Source organism: Shewanella sp. 1311 (assembly GCF_059338235.1).
Window position 1 is genome coordinate 983974 of sequence record NZ_CM181686.1, and the last position, 19362, is coordinate 1003335.

General features: G+C 43.8%; 22 protein-coding genes and 1 tRNA gene. 11 read left to right on the forward strand and 12 right to left on the reverse strand.

Annotation, left to right across the window (positions count from 1 at the left end; all coding sequences use genetic code 11):
• Positions 1 to 15 precede the first annotated feature (15 nt).
• From AC5YB3_RS04420 to AC5YB3_RS04465, 10 genes are all read right to left on the reverse strand, one after another.
• Positions 16 to 1107: a flagellar basal body P-ring protein FlgI gene (locus AC5YB3_RS04420; protein ID WP_006082420.1), complete on the reverse strand. Its 1092-nt coding sequence runs from the start codon at positions 1105 to 1107 to the stop codon at positions 16 to 18.
• Between the two features lie 11 nt (positions 1108 to 1118).
• Complete coding sequence (gene flgH / locus AC5YB3_RS04425; protein WP_012089711.1) at positions 1119 to 1793, reverse strand: flagellar basal body L-ring protein FlgH; 675 nt, start codon at positions 1791 to 1793, stop codon at positions 1119 to 1121.
• Between the two features lie 11 nt (positions 1794 to 1804).
• The gene (flgG, locus tag AC5YB3_RS04430; RefSeq protein WP_006082422.1) at positions 1805 to 2593 is read right to left on the reverse strand and encodes a flagellar basal-body rod protein FlgG; all 789 of its coding nucleotides are present in this window, start codon (positions 2591 to 2593) and stop codon (positions 1805 to 1807) included.
• 10 nt (positions 2594 to 2603) lie between these two features.
• Complete coding sequence (gene flgF / locus AC5YB3_RS04435; RefSeq protein WP_494526650.1) at positions 2604 to 3347, reverse strand: flagellar basal-body rod protein FlgF; 744 nt, start codon at positions 3345 to 3347, stop codon at positions 2604 to 2606.
• A gap of 172 nt (positions 3348 to 3519) precedes the next feature.
• Positions 3520 to 4881, reverse strand: a complete 1362-nt coding sequence (gene flgE / locus AC5YB3_RS04440) for a flagellar hook protein FlgE (protein ID WP_006085644.1) — start codon at positions 4879 to 4881, stop codon at positions 3520 to 3522.
• A gap of 81 nt (positions 4882 to 4962) precedes the next feature.
• Positions 4963 to 5733 (reverse strand): flagellar hook assembly protein FlgD, encoded by a 771-nt coding sequence (gene flgD, locus AC5YB3_RS04445; RefSeq protein WP_012587210.1) that lies wholly within the window; start codon positions 5731 to 5733, stop codon positions 4963 to 4965.
• A 24-nt stretch (positions 5734 to 5757) separates the two neighbouring features.
• The gene (gene flgC / locus AC5YB3_RS04450) at positions 5758 to 6174 is read right to left on the reverse strand and encodes a flagellar basal body rod protein FlgC (RefSeq protein WP_006082428.1); all 417 of its coding nucleotides are present in this window, start codon (positions 6172 to 6174) and stop codon (positions 5758 to 5760) included.
• 2 nt (positions 6175 to 6176) lie between these two features.
• A complete protein-coding gene (gene flgB, locus AC5YB3_RS04455) occupies positions 6177 to 6581 on the reverse strand; it encodes a flagellar basal body rod protein FlgB (RefSeq protein ID WP_011847319.1) in 405 nt (134 codons plus the stop codon).
• A 143-nt stretch (positions 6582 to 6724) separates the two neighbouring features.
• Positions 6725 to 7564 (reverse strand): CheR family methyltransferase, encoded by an 840-nt coding sequence (locus AC5YB3_RS04460; RefSeq protein ID WP_006082430.1) that lies wholly within the window; start codon positions 7562 to 7564, stop codon positions 6725 to 6727.
• A gap of 99 nt (positions 7565 to 7663) precedes the next feature.
• Positions 7664 to 8584 carry a chemotaxis protein CheV gene (locus AC5YB3_RS04465; protein WP_006082431.1) on the reverse strand — a complete coding sequence of 307 codons (921 nt, stop codon included), beginning with the start codon at positions 8582 to 8584 and terminating at the stop codon, positions 7664 to 7666.
• Positions 8585 to 8789: 205 nt separating this feature from the next.
• Between AC5YB3_RS04465 and flgA the strand changes: the two genes are divergently transcribed.
• From flgA to AC5YB3_RS04480, 3 genes are all read left to right on the forward strand, one after another.
• Complete coding sequence (gene flgA / locus AC5YB3_RS04470; protein WP_494526651.1) at positions 8790 to 9497, forward strand: flagellar basal body P-ring formation chaperone FlgA; 708 nt, start codon at positions 8790 to 8792, stop codon at positions 9495 to 9497.
• A gap of 75 nt (positions 9498 to 9572) precedes the next feature.
• Entirely contained in the window at positions 9573 to 9896 is a 324-nt protein-coding gene (flgM, locus tag AC5YB3_RS04475; RefSeq protein WP_006082433.1) for a flagellar biosynthesis anti-sigma factor FlgM, read from the forward strand.
• A gap of 2 nt (positions 9897 to 9898) precedes the next feature.
• Positions 9899 to 10324 carry a flagella synthesis protein FlgN gene (locus AC5YB3_RS04480; protein ID WP_006082434.1) on the forward strand — a complete coding sequence of 142 codons (426 nt, stop codon included), beginning with the start codon at positions 9899 to 9901 and terminating at the stop codon, positions 10322 to 10324.
• A 142-nt stretch (positions 10325 to 10466) separates the two neighbouring features.
• Here the strand turns inward: AC5YB3_RS04480 and AC5YB3_RS04485 are convergent, their stop codons facing one another.
• Together AC5YB3_RS04485 and AC5YB3_RS04490 are read right to left on the reverse strand one after the other, a co-directional pair.
• Positions 10467 to 10916: an LPP20 family lipoprotein gene (locus AC5YB3_RS04485; RefSeq protein ID WP_006085649.1), complete on the reverse strand. Its 450-nt coding sequence runs from the start codon at positions 10914 to 10916 to the stop codon at positions 10467 to 10469.
• Entirely contained in the window at positions 10913 to 11545 is a 633-nt protein-coding gene (locus AC5YB3_RS04490) for a FlgO family outer membrane protein (RefSeq protein WP_006085650.1), read from the reverse strand. Before AC5YB3_RS04490 ends, AC5YB3_RS04485 begins: the two co-directional genes overlap by 4 nt.
• Before the next feature lie 279 nt (positions 11546 to 11824).
• On the opposite strand from AC5YB3_RS04490, the gene AC5YB3_RS04495 reads away from it, so the two are divergent.
• From AC5YB3_RS04495 to AC5YB3_RS04530, 8 genes are all read left to right on the forward strand, one after another.
• Positions 11825 to 12991, forward strand: coding sequence for a flagellar assembly protein FlgT (locus tag AC5YB3_RS04495; protein WP_006082437.1), 1167 nt, complete (start codon positions 11825 to 11827; stop codon positions 12989 to 12991).
• A gap of 55 nt (positions 12992 to 13046) precedes the next feature.
• Positions 13047 to 13122 (forward strand) — tRNA-Arg (locus AC5YB3_RS04500).
• Between the two features lie 51 nt (positions 13123 to 13173).
• Positions 13174 to 14502, forward strand: coding sequence for a motility associated factor glycosyltransferase family protein (locus AC5YB3_RS04505; RefSeq protein WP_347098598.1), 1329 nt, complete (start codon positions 13174 to 13176; stop codon positions 14500 to 14502).
• A complete protein-coding gene (locus tag AC5YB3_RS04510; RefSeq protein ID WP_006082449.1) occupies positions 14499 to 14738 on the forward strand; it encodes a hypothetical protein in 240 nt (79 codons plus the stop codon). The genes AC5YB3_RS04505 and AC5YB3_RS04510 overlap by 4 nt, the downstream gene beginning before the upstream one ends.
• 77 nt (positions 14739 to 14815) lie before the next feature.
• Entirely contained in the window at positions 14816 to 15688 is an 873-nt protein-coding gene (locus tag AC5YB3_RS04515) for an N-acetylneuraminate synthase family protein (RefSeq protein ID WP_494526652.1), read from the forward strand.
• Entirely contained in the window at positions 15688 to 17433 is a 1746-nt protein-coding gene (locus tag AC5YB3_RS04520) for a thiamine pyrophosphate-binding protein (protein ID WP_494526653.1), read from the forward strand. Before AC5YB3_RS04515 ends, AC5YB3_RS04520 begins: the two co-directional genes overlap by 1 nt.
• Entirely contained in the window at positions 17426 to 18160 is a 735-nt protein-coding gene (locus AC5YB3_RS04525; protein WP_347098604.1) for an SDR family NAD(P)-dependent oxidoreductase, read from the forward strand. The genes AC5YB3_RS04520 and AC5YB3_RS04525 overlap by 8 nt, the downstream gene beginning before the upstream one ends.
• A gap of 18 nt (positions 18161 to 18178) precedes the next feature.
• Positions 18179 to 19354 (forward strand): class I SAM-dependent methyltransferase, encoded by a 1176-nt coding sequence (locus AC5YB3_RS04530; protein WP_347098606.1) that lies wholly within the window; start codon positions 18179 to 18181, stop codon positions 19352 to 19354.
• Positions 19355 to 19362: the final 8 nt, after the last annotated feature.

Here is a 19362-nt window from a genome sequence, read left to right on the forward strand (position 1 = left end):
TTTTCCCGACAGAAATTAGATGATGATAAGTTCACCATGCAAAGCTCCTGCCACTTTTAATGCTTCAAGTATTGCTAACACATCTGAGGGGGCTGCACCGACCAAGTTAACCGCTCTAACCAGCTCATCCAGCGTAGTGCCAGGATTAAACATAAACATACGTCGGTCACTTTCTGTCGCTGTAATCGTACTATTGCTCGTGACAGTTGTTTGACCATTGGCCAAGGCGTTTGGCTGTGAAACCTGGGTTGCCTCGGCAATCGTGACTGTCATGCCGCCATGGGTAATCGCCGCTGGGAGTAAGCGCACGTTTTGCCCAACCACTATGGTTCCAGTGCGTGAGTTAACGATCACTTTGGCAGATTCTTCTGCGGGGATAACATCGAGGTTTTCAAGCGTTGCTAAAAAAGACACCCGTTGTGATACATCACGCGGAGCACTGACCTGCACAGATGTTGCGTCTAAAGGACGCGCCATATCAGGGCCTAATAGCTCATTAATCGCATCGGCCATCCGTTGTGCGGTAGAAAAATCAGAACGACGTAAGTTAAACGTCAAATAATCGCCGGTTGAAAATGGGGTCGCCACACTGCGCTCGACAATCGCGCCATTGGGTATACGGCCAACAGTTGGAGTATTTTGGATCACCTTTGAACCATCTAAACCATCGGCACTAAAACCACTCACCACTAAGCTGCCTTGGGCTATGGCATACACATTACCGTCAACGCCTTTCAAAAAGGTTTGCAATAAGGTGCCACCGCGTAAACTTTTTGCTTCGCCTAAGCTAGATACGGTGACGTCAAGATCTTGACCCGGTTTTATAAAGGCAGGCATGTCCGCATGTACGGCAACCACAGCGACGTTTTTAATCTTTGGTTTGACGTTGTCAGGAAGATTAATGCCGAAATTTTTCAGCATAGTCATAAAGGTCTGCTCGGTATAACTGGTTTTCTCACCCGTTCCCGGCAAACCAACCACTAAGCCATAACCGATCAACTGGTTACTGCGTACGCCCTGCACATTGGCAATATCTTTAATTCGTTCAGCCTGACTAGGTAGAGAAAACACTAGCACGGCAACGGCTAACACCAGTTTATATTTCATGATACGACTCCTTAGAAGGGCCACCAGTCGCTCATAAAGAACTGGCTTAACCAGCCCACTTTTTGAGCATCTGCGAAAGTACCTGTGCCACTGTATTGAATACGGGCATTGGCCATTCGCGTTGAATCGATAGTGTTATCGGGTTTAATGTCCTGCGAGCGAACCAAACCTGTGACGCGAATAAACTCATCACCGTTGTTAATTGAGATCCATTTTTCGCCGCGGATCACTAAGCTGCCGTTGTTCAGCACTTGCATCACGTTTGCCGAGATGCTGCCATCTAAACTATTGCTCTGATCCGCATCCGATTCACGTTTAGTGTTCATGCTATCTTTATAACGTAAATCAATTGGCACTCCGCCAACGGAGATATTACTACCACCGGCGAAGATAGGATCTAAGCTCATGTCAGAGCCTTTTTTGATCTGATTGCCTGCACTCTTCTTCGCTTGAGTCGACTCTTTCAAAACGATAGTGATAATGTCGCCAACTTTGTGAGCACGTATATCCGAATACAAGCTAGATGCTTGACTGTCTTGATAAATAGAACCAGTCGCGGCAATTTTTGTCGGCGGTGCCTCTGGGTATACCGGCGCATAAAAGGGATCATCCGCAAGGGGTTTCTTTTGCGTCGAGCTACAAGCTGCAAGCAATAACGCGACGGCCAACACAAGATATCTAGCCATGATGTTTGCCTCTATAAATTTTGAGTTACGTAAGACAGCATCTGATCTACCGCTGAAATCACTTTAGAGTTCATCTCGTAAATGCGCTGACTTTCGATAAGGTTCACAAGTTCTTCGGTCACGTTAACGTTAGAGGTTTCTAAGGCGCCTTGACGAATCGCTCCCATGCCATCTAACGAAGCGGTACCTTGAATTGGCGTGCCACTCGCACCGGTTTCCGTGTATAGGTTTTGTCCCATAGGATCCAGACCCGATGGATTAATAAAATCCGTCATTGTCAACTGACCCACAACTTGGTTATCTGCAGTACCAGGGGTTTTCACTGAAACTTCACCCTCAGCGGAAACGGTAATACTGGTCGCATTGTCAGGAATCGTGATCGCGGGTTGCAGCACGTAGCCAGAACCTGGCGTCACAATCTGGCCCGTATCGTCTAAGGTAAACTGACCATTTCGGGTATAGGCTGCAGTACCATCAGGGAGCTGGATTTCAAAAAAGCCTGGGCCTTCAATCATCAGATCCAATGAGTTATCCGTGGTCAGCATGTTGCCTTGGGTAAACATTTTCTGTGTGGCAACGACTTTGGTACCCGCGCCTATGTTTAATCCATTAGGCAACTTAGTGTTAGAAGAACTGACACCGCCCGCTTGGTTAACTGTTTGGTAAAGCAAATCTTCAAATACTGCGCGGCTTTTCTTGTAACCCACAGTGCTGGCGTTCGCCACGTTGTTCGAGATCACCGCAATGTCAGTTTGCTGTGCGTCTAAGCCAGTTTTACTAATCCATAACGCCGGATGCATAATCTATCTCCTAACTAATACGCATTAATGAAGATGAAGCGCGATCATTTTCTTCCGCGGTTTTCATCATCTTGACTTGCAATTCAAACTGACGCTGAAGGTCAATCAAAGACACCATTTCATCGACAGGATTTACGTTACTGCCTTCCACCGCGCCACTTTCAACCCCTACGCTAGGATCGGCTGGAGCGATATTGCCAGACATAAGTCGGAACAGTCCGTCCTCACCCCGCATCATCTCGGCATTACCCGGATTAACGAGTTTCAAGCGACCAACCTCTTCCACCACTTCAGCAGTAGCGCCCTGAGGTCGCACAGAAATAATGCCATCCTGAGAAATTGAAACTTTCTCGATAGGAAGTGGCAACACTATGGGACCGGCATCACCCATAACAGGATTTCCCCTGTCATTGTGTAATAAACCAGTGGAGTCAAAACTTAAACTGCCAGCGCGGGTATAGGCTTCACTGCCATCTTTTGCCTGCACGGCAAACCAGCCGTCGCCTTTAATGGCAACATCGAGATCCCGTCCAGTCGTTTTTATTGGACCTGAGCGAAAATTTGCTGACGGAGATTCTGTCATCGCAAACACCCTTGACGGTAAGCCTTCACCGAAGGCCTGCATCGAGCGAGCTTGCGCCATATCGGATTTAAAACCGTCGGTATTAGCATTGGCTAGGTTGTTCGCACGGAGCGCCAGCTCATTCATATTTTGCTTGGCGCCACTCATGGCGACATAAAGGAATTTGTCCACAGACTGCTCCGTCAAATTTTCTACATGAGAATAGCAAAGCAAGCATCATGCCAACAAAATTGACTTTTAATTTACTGATAGAATTGAAGAATAGGAAAATGAAGTGAATTGACAGCTAGATAAAGGCTAAGTGTTGCCACTGGCGGCAACACTTAGTCATACAATGTAATGATTAGCGGATTTGTAATACGGTTTGTTGCAGCGTGTTGTTCACTTCAAGGGTACGAGAGTTTGCTTGGAAATTACGCTGCGCAGAAATTAAATCAACCAGTTCAGTGGTCAAATCGATGTTCGATTGCTCTAACGCCGATGAACTGATGCTACCAAAAGTACCACTGTTTGCCTCACCAGCAAGAGCAGGGCCAGAATTCAAACTGGCTTTCCACGACGTATTACCCACCTGTGTTAAACCTTGTTCGTTAGCAAATCGAACCAAGGCAACTCGTGCTAAAGGCACACTTGAACCGTTCGAGTAACTTGCAGTAATTAAACCATCAGCACCAATTTCAACGTTAGTTAAACGACCAACAGTAGTACCGTCTTGTGTTAACTCTGTTGCCGCAAAAGGAGCAGCATATTGAGTTGGCGCATTAAACTTGATTGTTAAATCTTGAGTGCCATCAGCTCCAGCACCTAAAACGCCTGCACCACCCACACCTAAAGTCTCAGTCTTAACGACCGCTGGATCACTACCGGTATAGACACCAACAGAATTGAACTTGAGTACAGAGCCCTTCCAACCGCCGGTTGTTTGCGCTGTACTGGTAGAGTCAGGATTACCATCGCCCGTAGTATCCGTTTGATAAGTACCTGCAGCACCATCTAAATCGACTTGTTTACCATCAATAGCGTAATAGGCCACCCAATTGCTCTCTCCATTATAAGAGGCATCATTAGGCTTAACAAAATAGGTTGTCATGATGTGTGGCTCACCGAGTGAGTCATACATAGTCATTGAGGTAACGTTATTGTATGTCTTAGGGTCTAGAGGATCGAATGCAGCAGGGTCAAGGGTACTTTCCTTAGCATTTAGATTCATTTGTAAACTGACATTTTCAGTTTTTATTGGGCTACCTGCAGTATCAGGGATTTGCACTGGTTTAGCTGTAGTCAAACTTACCGATGTCGAGTTACCATCTTTATCCACAGGGAACGTCTGCAAAAAATTACCAGCAGAATCAACCATGTAGTTATTTGAATCGACTTTAAATGCCCCTGCACGAGTAAACGAATGGTCAAGACTGCCGATCTCAGAGGCAGTGACAAAGAAGCCACCGCCTTTAATTGCCATATCAAGGGAGTTACTTGTCAGCTGTAAGCTGCCTTGATGGAATTGCTGGGCGACCTGACTCGTTGCGACACCACCACCGACAGCTGTCTTGGAATTTGAAAAAATAGAATTAGCGTAAACATCCGCAAATTCAGCACGCGATTCTTTAAAGCCAATGGTATTCGCATTCGCAATGTTGTTCGCCGTGGTGTTTAAATCTTTCTGTGCGGCAGAAATGCCACTCAATGCAATGTTAAACGACATAATTCACCTCTACTTTTGACTCAATTCAATTGCGGACAACAAACGCCCAATTCGGATTCTACAAAATTATTTTGTATAAACTTAAGTTTCAGACACAGCTAACACGTCGGTTAACTTGATCCCCATACCGCCTCTCAAGTTAAGAATGGCGCCGGTACTGGCCGTCCCTAAAGAAACGCTACTCACATGAGCATAGGTTGAAACGGGCAGCTCTTGGGATTTCCCATCCACTAAACCACTCGCCTTAATCGTATAGTTACCTGCGACCACTGGCAGGCCATTCTTATCTAAACCATCCCAGTTCACATCGACGTTACCACCATCGCTACCATCGACTTTAAAGGTTGTGACAACTTGGCCCTTCTCATCTTCGATACGCACAGTAATCTCTGGAATTTTATCAGGGGTACTGACCACACCTTTCATCGTTGGGCTTTCTGCTGAAATATTGCCTGTATCGGTTGGGATCAATACCTTACGACCAACGAGTCCCGATGCCTGCAGTGCTTGGCTCGACGTCATGACACTGTTTAAGTTAACAATTTCATCATTTAACTTGCCGATACCATCAACCGTCGAAAATGATGCCATCTGCGCAATCATTTGATCGTTGTCAACAGGCTTAAAAGGGTCCTGCATCGATAACTGTTGGCTTAATAACGAGAAAAAATCATCTTGGGTTAACTGTTGGCTTTTCGCTTCCGGTACAATCGAATCTTTTGGCAGACGTATGCCATCAAGAAACGGATTGCCCGTTGAGCTGGTTGATGAATTGGTCGTAACAGCATTTGACTGACTCTTATTTTGAGCCGTCTGCGCCGATGCTTGGTTAATTTGATTAATGAGGCTCACAGCTTACCTCCTAAGTAACACATGTTATTTACCCATCCCAAGTGTTTGTTGCAGCATAGACTTAGCTGCTTCAGCGACCTGAACATTCATTTGATATGAGCGCGAAGCAGAAATCATATCTGCCATTTCTTCCATGACATTAACATTCGGTTTATAAATAAAGCCGTCCGCATCCGCCATTGGATGATCGGGCGAGTATTCTTTTAGTAGTGGTCGATCACTTTCAACAATACCTTTTACCGCAACACCTTGAGAGGCTTGTTGCTGACTTTGGGCTTTGGCCATTTCAGCTTCAAAAATAGGATGACGGGAACGATAGGTCTTATCTACGCTACTCGAGACGGAATCAGCGTTAGCTATATTACTCGCAGTGGTGTTCAACCTGACCGATTGAGCCGACATTCCTGAGCCAGCAACATCAAATATGCTAAATAAACTCATGATTAATCCCCTCTCAGCGCTTTCTTCATGCCACTAAACTTACTGTCTAAAAAACCAAGCGACATTTGATATTCAAGGGCATTTTGCATAAATGCCGATTGTTCCTGTTGGATATCAACAGTATTACCATCACCAGTATCGGGTTGATTTGGCACGCGGAACTTAACAAATTGACCAGTCAACTCAGCAAGACCAAAATGCTTGTCTGTCTCTTGCATTTCAAGACTATTACGCTGCTGTTGTTGGCCACGGGCGGCCTGCATTGCCGCAGAAAAATCTACATCACGGGCTTTATAATGTGGCGTATCGGCGTTAGCGATATTGCTCGAAATGACTTCAGCTCGCTGCGCTCTAATACCGAGAGTGTACTGATGCACACCCAGTGCATTATCAAAATTGATCGCCATAAAATTGCCTCCTCGTGTCACTCACGGAAATAAAGCAATTCATGTGCCAACATAGGAGAATAATGAGAATAACAATAGGGATGAGCAAGTGATGGGTAAAAAATTACCGACAAATGTCGGTAATTTTCTTTAAAGCAGCAGACTTAAGTCTTTTTCTGGTAATAAATCCCAGGGTTACAACGGACCATGTCAAACTCATCCGTTAAACCAGCAATAGATTCTGATGCACCGAGAAATAAAATCCCTTTTGGATTAAGAGCGGCAGCGAATTGCCGCAAAATTTTTGCCTTTGCCTCAGGCGCAAAATAAATCAGCACATTGCGGCAAAAAATAATGTCGAACTTACCAAGTAAGCTATAACTTTCAAGCAGATTATGTGCCCTAAAGTTCACCAAACGCTTAACATTATCCTTTAACTTCATATTGCCTGAAGGCAAAGCATCAAAAAACTGACGCTTACGCTCCTCGGATAAACCGCGCGCTAATGCCAAGCTATCGTACTCAGCATTTTTGCAACGTTCCAACATGGAAGGCGACAAATCCGTGGCTTGAATTGACGCACTACCCGCAAGCGCACCAGGCTTCTTCTGTTGATACTCAAGAATCGTCATCGCCAATGAATAGGGTTCTTGCCCGGACGAACACGCTGCCGACCAAATCTTAAGTGGACGACCTAAACGACTGTACTCAGGTAACAAAACGTTATGCAATAACTCAAATGGATAACGATCACGGAACCAAAGGGTTTCATTGGTCGTCATAGCATCGATCACTTCAGCCCGAAGCGCACGTTCCGTAGGCTTCATCGAATGCTTAACCACATCGGATAAGGATGGCAGGTTATATTTCCCCATCAGAGGAGCAAGACGACTGCGCACCAGATATTGCTTATTTTCACCCAGTACGATGCCGCTGTGTTGCTCTAAGAACAACCTAAATTGATTATATTCAGCTTCAGCGAGTGATTTATTTGGCACATTCACATCCTAAATCCTATAGCAAGCACCAAAATCAGTGCGAAACCATCATGTTATAAAGTCGAGATTATAGCGTAAAGCGTATCTAGGTACTAACTACTGCACTTACAAACTTAAGTGTTTATTCACGGCAGCAGCCAGTTCGTCGGGATTAAACTTAGCGATAAAGTCATTGGCCCCCACTTTTTGAACCATTGCCTGATTGAATACACCACTTAACGATGTGTGCAGTACCACTTTAATATGCTTGAGCTTAGGATCATCTCGGATCTCAGCGGTCAGGGTATAACCATCCATTTCAGGCATCTCAATGTCTGAGATAATGAGAGGGATTTCATCGGCAACATTGTCCATTTCTTTGGCGATTTCTTTAAGCTTATCTAATGCTTCTCGACCATCTTTTGCGGTATCAATTTGTAAGTTCAATGACTCGAGTGAACGAATAATTTGCTTACGCGCCACGGCAGAATCATCGATAACCATAATATGGTAATGCTGGGTTCTGTCGAGGGTCAGCTTTTCATTGGCTTCTTCACTGATGGCAGTTTTAACCGGTGAAATCTCATCTAAGATTTTTTCTACGTCGAGAATTTCAACCAATTCACCTTCTATCTCAGTTACTGCCGTCAGATAAGAATAACGACCAGCACCTTGAGGCGGAGGCATAATCGCTTCCCAATTCATGTTTATAATCCGCTCAACAGAACTGACCAAGAAACCTTGAACGCTGCGGTTATATTCAGAAATAATGATGAAACAGTTTTCAGTACTCGCTAAAGGTCTACCACCTGTTGCCGCACTCAGATCAATAACTGAAATAGTCGTACCGCGAATATGCGCGACACCTTTAACATAAGGATTAAGTTTAGGCAAAGTTGTCAGTGGCGGGCACTGCAGTACTTCTTTCACCTTAAACACGTTAATCCCAAACCGTTGACGACCGTTTAATTTAAAAAGCAGCAATTCTAAACGGTTTTGGCCAACGAGCTGGGTTCGTTTGTTGACTGAATCAAGAATACTCGACATAACTCTGCCTTGTTGTTCTGTTTATGTACGGCCCTATGACTCGTTTGAGTATAGGCATATTAATTGCTTACGTCTTATCTATCGATAAACATAGTCGAAACTGAGTCAATCTTCTGACAGTAATGCAAATTATTATTACAGTGGTCAGCTTCGAACTTGATAAAAGTATAGGTGCATTCTGGCGTTACAAGCTAGTCTCTTCATTATGAAAGTAAATTTAGTCTGTTTTTTTAGTGTTTTCGCCCTCTTCATGCCCGTTTTTGCGAGTGCAGAGCCTATTGTTCCCACCGTATCGGCCATCTCAGAATTAGCTAAAGCGCTTATTTCAGAAAAGATATCCGTGCCAGCGAATGCCAAAGTCGATATTTCGCCGCAAATAGTTGACGCAAGAATGCTGCCGTCACAATGTTCGTCGCCAATTCAGGTTGAATTGGCTAGTGACAGGGAAATTAGCCGTAATAACACCCTAAAAGTCAGCTGCAATACGCAAGAGCTCGCTTACCCTTGGCAGATTTATATGTCGGTTAGAGTGGATATTTTATTCCCCGTTGTTGTCACAACTGAAACCTTAGCGCCTGGCGAACTCATCTCCCCTAGCCAAGTTGAAATCCGTTACATTGAGCAAAATAGTTTACGAGGCGCTGAATTTGATGACCCAAGTAAATTAGCTGGTGTGCGAGTCAAACGACGCGTCTCGAAGGATTATCCTATATTGAGCAATAACTTATGCTTTGTGTGTAAAAACGACTCGGTATCTATTTATGTTCGTTCTAACTCATTCGAACTTAAAACTGCGGGCGAAGCCCTACAAGATGGCAATAAAGGCGATCGGATCAGAGTCAAAAATAGCAGTTCAAACAAAGAACTAGATGCTATAGTCACGGGCATTGGCGAAGTTGAAGTAAGAATGTAAAATATTCTAAAGCTTTTTTATAAGCTGCCGATACCCCAGTTAAGAAATCCCGTACACACGACGCTGGAGCCGAAAATGGCAATTGATATTAGCAAACTCAACACTGCAACGACCACACAAGTTCGTTCAGGTGCAACTAAAACTAGCAGCGATCAATCTGCTCAAGTTGCCACAAAATCGACAACACCACAAAGAAGCGACTCAGTGGTGATTACAGCGCAAGCACAACAACTTCAAGGAGCTCAGACTAAAATGGCGAGCCTTCCTGAAGTTGATCAAAAGAAAGTGGCCGAAATTAAACAGGCTATCGCCGAAGGCCGCTATAAAATTGACCCTGAAAAGTTGGCTGCCAATATTGCAAGTTTTGAAGCCGAACTTAATGACTTGAATAAAGAGTAACTATGACTGAAATAGCTAAACTGGTAGATCTACAACACGCCCATTTGGCTGTTCTTAAGCAAATAATACTCAAGGAAAAAGGCGCTTTGGTTGACCAAAACGCCGATTTACTGCTTTCTCTTGCTAACGAAAAATCACAATGTCTAAAAGAACTCAAGACTAATGACGATATTCTGGCAAACCACACTGATAAGTCTCAACTCACTCAGCAAAGTGAACTCGTGCATAAAATGGCCGTTGTCAAAGACGCATTAACTGAATGCAAAGAACTGAACGATCAAAATGCCAGTTTAATTGAGATGAATTTAGCCAGTCTCAATCGCTTCGCTCAAGCTTTACAAGCCAGCAGAAACGCCTCCAGCCTTACGTATAACGATAAAGGCAAGACCTCAACTATCTCAAGTTTAGGTAATGATTTAAAGGCCTAACAGGCGCATCAATTCCCACTCTGTATTTCCCGCTTCTAAGCTCTGCTCTGATTAAAGATTAGACTTTGATACTTGTGCAGGAAAAGAAAAGCCGCATAACTACTCGCATAGTACGCGGCTCAATAGAGTCATGTAGAAATGACTAGAAATACGTGACTTCTTTCACTCGCTGTGGACGACTCTGTTGTTGATACAGCGCCCATACCTGTGAAAAATCCAGTTCTAACTCAGTGACATAATGATCGCCTGCCGGATAACTCTTAACGACCCGCGCCCCACGGATCACGCCAGAAACCGACGCTTTAACATTATCGTCCGTCAACATCCAATCACTGACACTGCTGTTTGCCGTTATTTTCTGCCCATAAACTTGTTCTGCTAATTCACGATAGGCCACAATTTTTGATGCTTGCATGGCCATCAACACTCTTTGTGATTGCTCTTTAGCCGGTTGAGTCGCTAAGGGCGCATATCCTATGGCCGTTAACTTAGGAAAACTCGGCGGCGGCACATCTTCCCATTGCACATATCTATCTTTAGCAGCGCAGCCAGTTAGCATTAGCGCCGCAATAACTAAAAGGTAGCGTTTCATTTTCCGTCTCCTAAAACACGCACTTCATTCATGCCTGGACTCGCCTGACGATATAAGATGCCATTTTGTGACACAATTTGCTCCGAAGGCTGCATGTAGTTTGCCAACTCTTTTTGAGTCACAAAAGTTTGAGAGGCCGATACCACACGATTGTTACTTATGTTCACAATCCGAGTATTGATCGCCATACCATTGGTAACTGGGCTCATAGTCGAAACGACAAGATGCTCAACGGGAAGATTTTTCGACAATTGTTGCCAATCTCGCGTCAAAATAAAATCCCCATTAGCCGTCACTCTCAAGCCATCTGCTAAATTTAAATCAACCACATTAAACTGAAAGCTATGGAGCGACGTCATTAATCCTTGCTGTAACTGCTGCGCCAACGCATTTGTGCCATTCATGTCACCCACTAATACAGGGGTGGCGACGACAATTGGCTGATCAGAGCGCAGAGCATCATTTTGCTTAACGAGCTCTGTCACAATTCGCTGTGCTAAATGGTTGATCACTGCCGTTGGCGGCAACCCATTGCCATCCACTAAACTCGGCTTGGGCGGTGTAACCGATTTAGCCACACATCCACCTAACATCAGTAATGTTAAGGGAATAATCACACGCTTTAGCATTGGATTTACCTCATCTGTGGGTGTACTGGCAATTAAATAACTCACACTCTATGCGTCTCATTTTTGTGAGTAACAAAAGCCAGCAATCTTCGGACCAAAATTGCTCCAGCCCGACAATATTATGCTCATACGCTGTATATCGACTGCGCCAATGGAAACTTTATCGAAAACTCTCGTTAGTCAGGCATGAAATTTGCTTTGTCGGTATATTAGGTTAAGTGTCAGGAAACTGGCTCGATTAGCAAGCTCGCCAATAGCTTAGCGATAAGGATTGTATTGATGCACATACCACGTTCAGCTTCGCTCATCATTTTGAGCCTTGCACTGCTGTCTTTACCTATTCGAGCCGAATGGATGGAAGCCAGTGGTGAAGCGACTATTATCAATGGTAATACGGCTCAAGCAAGGGAAGAAGCGATTAATCAAGCCGTTAGCTACGCGACATTAAGCACGGGCATTCAAATCTCCAGTGAACAACAAACCTCTAACGGAAACCTTACACAGAATAACTTCGCGATAAATCGCAACGCCCAAGCCATCAGCATCCAACTCGTTAGCGAACGAATCCAGGGAAACAAAATTTATGTGTCCTTACGACTCGATCTAAATGATGATCCTACGCAGCAGTGTCCAAATGGACAATTAAAGGCCGCGATTTTAATTCCTCAAGCACAAATCAAAGATCGTACTCAGCTCAGATACGGACAGCTTTCCGGTTTTGAAGAAGTTATTTCCGAAAAACTAGGCAGTGTTATAGAAGATTACTCTTCCACAGGTTTTAGCCACACTCACGCTAAAGAGCTGCTCGACATTAAACAAGATCTAGTGGATATTCGCGGTTATCGACTCCCAAGCTGGCTTAGTGAAATTACCGACAGCCAATATATCCTCCAACCACAAATTATGGATATCTCAATGGAGCCAGTGCAGGCAACCTTCCTAGGATTTTGGGATGAAGCTCCACTCAGGCAATTCCAGTTCAAACTTAGCCTCTATCATGGGATCAGTGGCGAAGAAGTTTGGAGTAAAAGCTACAGCACATCGGCGCCATGGGAATTTGAAGAACAAGCCATTATTGCCCCGAATACGGACAGATTCTGGCGATCATCCTATGGCAAAAATATTACTAAGTTAATGCAACAGGCTACCCATGATTTAGACAGCACACTCAATTGCAGACCCTTACTCGGCCAAGTCGTGAGCCGCCAAGCGGACAGGATCATTTTAAATCTCGGCCGTAAACATGGCATTCGTGTCGGGGATAAATTCCAAGTCGTATTACAGCAAAACCTACCCGATCGACTCAATGAAATGCGCGCCGTCGCAACCAAAAGCCGAGCCACGGTAAAAATCGAACAAGTGAGTGAAGAAAGCTCTACAGCAGTACTTTTAGACCAAAATGCAGCCTACAATGTGCAGATAAACGACATAGCGCTTAAGATTTAAGCAACTAAATCATAAGCCTTTTAATCAGAGATAAAACCAGTATAATCACTGTCGTCTCTCTATAGCTCAACAGGATAGAGCAGCCGCCTCCTAAGCGGCCGATCGGGGTTCGAGTCCCTGTGGAGAGACCAGATAGTGACCTTGGTGATATCAAACTCCCAGAAATCTTCCGGAGAAACGGAATGACCGAGCTATTTGCGTCTAATCTCAATATTATCGTCAAGCGTTGGCCTATCGTAGCAGCTGCGGTCAAAAACCAAACTATCAATGAATTAGATGCCCACCTTGTCAACGGTCGCAATCAAACTATCAGTGTCAATGGCATTCAACTCAGCAGCCGCCATGACCGCCTTGCCGAAGCCCAGCTCTTTATCAGCACATTACCTACAGATGCAACTCACGTAACCGTCTACGGTGTCGGTATGGGAGATGTACCAAGTTTACTTATCGATAATCCACAGTATCTTTCAATTGATGTTTGCATTTTAAATCTCAGCGTTTTTGCCCTTCTCATCAGTTACACAGATCAAAGCGAATGGTTAAAACATCCAAACATTAATTTAACTGCGCTTCCAAGCGCAAAGTTAAATTTTCCTAATATTGCAATTACGCCAGATCTCACTCTTGTCAGTGATGAAAATGCGACTCTCAGAGACTTATTAGTCATGGAACTCAATCGTGAGTTCTCTAATCAACGACATCAGTCTGATGATCCTGCAATATTAAAACGCTTCGAGGATAACCAACTTTATATTACTCACGATCCTGATGCCGCGAGCTTAATAAATAGTCATAGTAGCTATAAAGCTATCGTGATTGGCTCGGGTCCTTCTTTAGAAGAGCATTATGATTATCTGCAACAAATTAGTTCAAGTTCCCATAGGCCACTCATCATAGCGGCCGATACTGCATTACGTGGTTTACTTCACAATAATATAAAACCAGATATTGTGATCTGCATTGACGGATTGATAGGTGAATACCATTTACCGCTAGCCTCGACTCATGACATCAATCTTGTTTATTTTCCCCGAGTTGATCCAATGGTACTTAATGCTTGGTTAGGCCAAAGATTTATTGCCTATGGAGGCAGTCAGATATACGACAAGCTCGCTTCTCGATATCCCAAACTAAGACTGTTCACGAGTGGAAGCGTCATTCATCCGGCAATTGATTTAGCGATCAAATTAAAGGCAAAAGAAATTACCCTATTAGGGTGTGATTTTTGTTATTGCAATAACAAGAGTCATGCGTTCTGGAATGATCACAAATTTGGTCAAAACGATATAAAAGAACAAATATGGGTTAATGCGGTTATTCAGAAGGTGAAGGAAGCTAAACACTGGTTGATCAATGGCAAAGGCCAGCGGATAGCGACGGATCTAAACCTAAGAGCATATCTCAGACACTTGGAGCGCTACATCGCCAAGCATCCAGAAGTAAAGTTTTACCAAGCGAGTTTATCAGGCGCTAAAATTCGCGGTTCTCAGTATAAGGACCTCATATTATGAGCTTAAGTCTACAAGATTCACTGCGGCAAACGGCAGGTTTATTTAGACTCGGTCAAGAAGCAAAGGCTTCAGTAGAGTTACGGTTATGTCTTGATAAAATAGAAAAAAACTGCCCAGAACTTGTCCTTAATTCGACTTTTCAGCAAATATTGCCTTCTATGCTTCAGGCACAAGAGCAACACGATTGGTTAAGCCTTGCCGATTATTTAGAGTATGAACTAATAGAACTAGTCTGATAAAGCAGAGTACCAGGGCATCAAGCTTCCCAGAGACTTGCCGTTAATAGACTATACCGAGCCATTTGCGAGTAACTATGACTACACATTCACCTATTTTTATCGCTGAAGTCTCCAGCAACCATCATAGAGACTTACAGCGTTGTATTGAGTTTATCAAAACTGCTGCAGACATTGGTTGCGATGCCGTAAAGTTTCAGCTTTTCCAAATAGAGCAACTTTTCGCTCCCGAGATTCTGGCTAAAAGTGAAACGCATCGAAAGCGCAAAGATTGGGAGCTCCCAGTCAGTTTTTTGCCTGAATTAAAACAAAGTTGTGATGAATATGGCATTCAGTTTTCTTGCACGCCATTCTACTTAGATGCAGTTGCAGAACTGGCTCCATATGTCGATTTTTATAAGATTGCCTCCTACGAATTGTTATGGACGGATCTACTAGTAGCCTGTGCAAAAACGGGATTACCTGTTGTTCTTTCAACTGGCATGGCTACTTTAGAAGAGATAGATCAAGCGATACTCACGCTAAAAGAAAATGGTGCGAAAGACATCACCTTGCTCCATTGCGTATCGGCATACCCAACTCCTGAGAATGAATGCAATCTTGCGGTATTAGAAAGCTTTAGAAATCGCTATAAAGTTAACGTTGGCTGGTCTGATCATACTGTTTCTAGTGCGGTACTTAACCGAGCTGTACACAAATGGCGAGCCGATGTCATAGAGTTTCATTTAGATTTAGATGAAAAAGGCGATGAATATGCTTCAGGACATTGTTGGCTGCCACAACAGATAGCATCCGTAATACAAGGTATAAAATTAGCCAATGTGATTGATGGCAACCCAGAAAAACAATTTGTTGCTAGTGAAGCCTCAGATAGAGAATGGCGAGCGGATCCCCTTGATGGATTACGTCCATTGCGGCATCAAAGAGAGAAATTAGGAGTATCAGAATAATGAGTTTGTCCCCCATCACAGTGGCAGCAGATGCTGTTATCGAATTTTTGGCACATCAGGGTATTTATGCACTCCATAACTATCCAGGAGGAACAATCGCTCCCCTCCTCGATGCATGCAAACGATTTGGTATTGCCGTTTATACTTCTCGTAATGAACAAGGAGCGGGTTACGCAGCTTTAGCTCAGGGGAAATTAACGCAGTTACCCGGTATTATTGCAGTGACATCGGGGCCTGGCGTAACGAATGTGCTAACGCCTGTCGCTGATGCCTATTTTGATGGCATACCTATGCTGGTGTTCACTGGACAAGTAGGTACGGGAGATCTCACCGGAAGTAAGTCTGTTCGCCAATCAGGATTCCAAGAGGTCGATACCCCAGCACTAATGAAGCCGATCACTAAAGCACAGTTTCAACCCAAAAATATTGTGGAATTATACGAAATCCTTCCACAGGCATGGGCTCTTGCTTTAGAAGGCAGAAAAGGCCCCGTTTCCATTGATTTACCAATGGATGTGCAACGCACCGCAGTTACAGAGCCAATCAAGCTGATTACAGCTGCATTAGCGAAAACCAATACAGCAGAACTTGATGTATTTGTTGATACCCTAATTGAAGCAATAAATACTTCGCAAAGGCCAGTCATTATTTGCGGTAATGGCATGACGACTCCTGCATTAGTAGAAGCATTGCATAAACTGAGAATCCATTGGCCAGCGGCTGTCAGTCATAGTCTTTTGGGTATCGGAGTTCTACCCACTGATGATAATGGCTGTTTAGGCTTTCATGGTCATACCGGTAGCCAAATTGCAGGTAAAGCCATTGCAGAATCCGATTTATTACTGGTTTTAGGCTCTCGATTAGATGTCCGCCAAACGGGTACGCTTAAAGCGAATTTTGCAGCAAATGCAAAAATTTTCAGAGTTGATATTGATGAAGGTGAATTAGCCCACAGCCGGATAGCACACCATGCAGCGGTTCATTCTGGACTTACTGAGTTTTTCGATACTTTATTAAAGAATCAACACAAATTATCAGTTCCAGAACTTTCTGAATGGAATAACACTATCACGCAATGGCGTGACAAATTTAGTTGGCCATATCCAGAATATCCAGGTATTGCACCAGATAAACTACTCAAAAAACTCAGTGACAATTTACCCGAAAGTACTTTAGTCACTACTGGAGTAGGTGCACACCAACACTGGGTTGCTAGGCACTTCAGATTTGCACTACCGCAGCGCAAGCTTTTGACTTCTGCAGGACATGGCACTATGGGGTATGACCTCCCTACTGCTATCGGTGCAGCTATTCACGCTCCTGAGTCTACAATTCTCTGCATTGCTGGGGATGGTTCGTTTCAGATGAATATCCAAGAGCTAGACGTCATCAGTGAATTAGGACTTAATATTAAAATTCTTGTTGTCGATAACCATAGATTAGGACTTGTTTCCCAGTTTCAACTGATGAATTGGGAAACAGATACTGCATGCGGCAATAAACATTCGCCCAATTTTGCCCTCATAGCCCAAGGTTACGGTATTCAAGCGATCCATTGCTCCCAAGAAACTGAACTAGAACAAGCGCTCACAGCATTCATCGAAGCCAAAGGGGCTGTTTTACTCCATGTAGAGATAAATCCTCAACACGATATTTTACCTATGCTACTTGGTGGACAAGCAACAGATAAGATGTGGCCATATTTTGATGCCCAAGGAAAGCCAAGGGGTAAGAACCATGACTAAGCTCGTGCTCATAACAGGTGGGAGCCGTGGTATCGGTGCTGAATTGGTGCGTAGCTTTGCCGCTAATAATTATTTAGTAGCAATGACCTATTGCCATAATGCTAATGCAGCAACTGAGTTAGCAGAGGAACTAGGTCCAAATGTGTATGCATTTTATCTAGATCAGTCTATTCCTGACAATATAAGTACTTGTGTTAACGCAATTGAACATCATTTTTCGCGTACGATTGATATTCTTATAAATAATGGTGCTATTGCGCAAGAAAAGCCTTACTTAGAAATCACAGCTAACGATTTTGAAGTGATGCTCAATACCAATTTACGTGGACCATTCCTGCTAACGCAAGCCTGTATTCCAGCAATGCAAGCAAATACATGGGGAAAGATCATCAACATTAGTTCTATTGGTGGACAGTGGGGAGGATTTAACCAAGTTCATTATGCTGCGGCAAAAGCCGGTTTACTCAACTTAACTAAGTCTATTGCTAAAATATATTCAGCCGATGGCATAAATTGTAATGCTATATCAATAGGTCTAGTTGAAACAGAAATGACACGTAATGAGTTAGCATCTGAACTGGGTAAACAAAAAGTGGCAGCAATTCCGGCCAAACGACTGGGCCATACTCGCGATATAAACGCCATCGCATTATTTCTTGCTTCCGATGACAGCAATTATCTTTGCGGGCAAACGCTCAACGCTAATGGCGGCATGTACTTTAACTAGTTGACATTAGGATAGACGATGATCAGAAACTGTTTTCTATGCCATGGGAAAGTAGACAATATTTTTAAGTCTCAATGGCTACTCCCTGGCTTGCCGCAAACTGAAATTGGCTACTCAGTTTGTATGAAATGCGGCAGCGTTTGCCAAAGCCCTGCGTTAGCGCCGGAGAAGATGGATCTGTATTATCGAACCACTGCGGTGTACACCAATCCTGGTCGAGAGGAGGCTCCTTCAGCCTCTAAAATACGAGACGTTAACGAACAAGTGCACTTTATTGAGAGAGGCATGTCACGCTTACCACAAAGCATACTCCAAATCGGTAGTTCCGATGGTTTTACGCTCTCGCAATTCAAGAATGCAGGTGTGCCTGAAGTGATGGGCATAGAGCTAAGTGAAGCAGCAATTGCGATCGCTAAACGACGTTATGGCGTGCATTCCATCAATGCCAATGCCGAAACATATCAATTTGCTGACAGTTTCGAGCTAATATTACTGACACATGTTTTAGAGCACTTGTACGAACCACAAAAACTATTGCAACGATGCAACAAAAGCCAATCCTCGCTTAATGAAGGATTTATATACATTGAAGTGCCGTTACTAACCGATAGTAATACACTATGCCCAGGCTTTTTTACTTTTGAACATACCAATTATTATAACGAGTTCAGTTTATTGAAATCATTGGTTCTGGCCGACTACACACCCATTTCTATCATTAAACATTTAAATAGCAATCTCTCTCCCGTTATAGGTGTACTTGCCACAACAAAAAAACAAGGCTCGTTTCCAATATCTACAGAGCCTGCAGAAAAGAATAAAACCATTCTGGCGGACTATTGGAACGGCGAAGTCGAGTATTGGCAAAGCTGTGTCAATTCTGCGATGAAACTGCTTCAAGGTCCTGGTAACGTTTACCTGTGGGGAGCAGGCATTCATACATGCCAGTTACTCGCAAACACCACACTGCTTAATGCAGTCCCTATTGCAGGACTAACCGACTCGAGTCAAATAAAGTGGCACATGACCCAAGGAAACTGGGAGTGTCAGCCGCCGACACAAATCGACTGGCAACAAGGAGATAAAGTAATTATCTCCTCATTTGCCTCGCAAGAAGAAATATATAAATCTTTACAATGGCTAAGAGATAAAGGCGTGATTACTTTGCGTCTACACCCGCCAATTAATCGCTAAAGGATCTT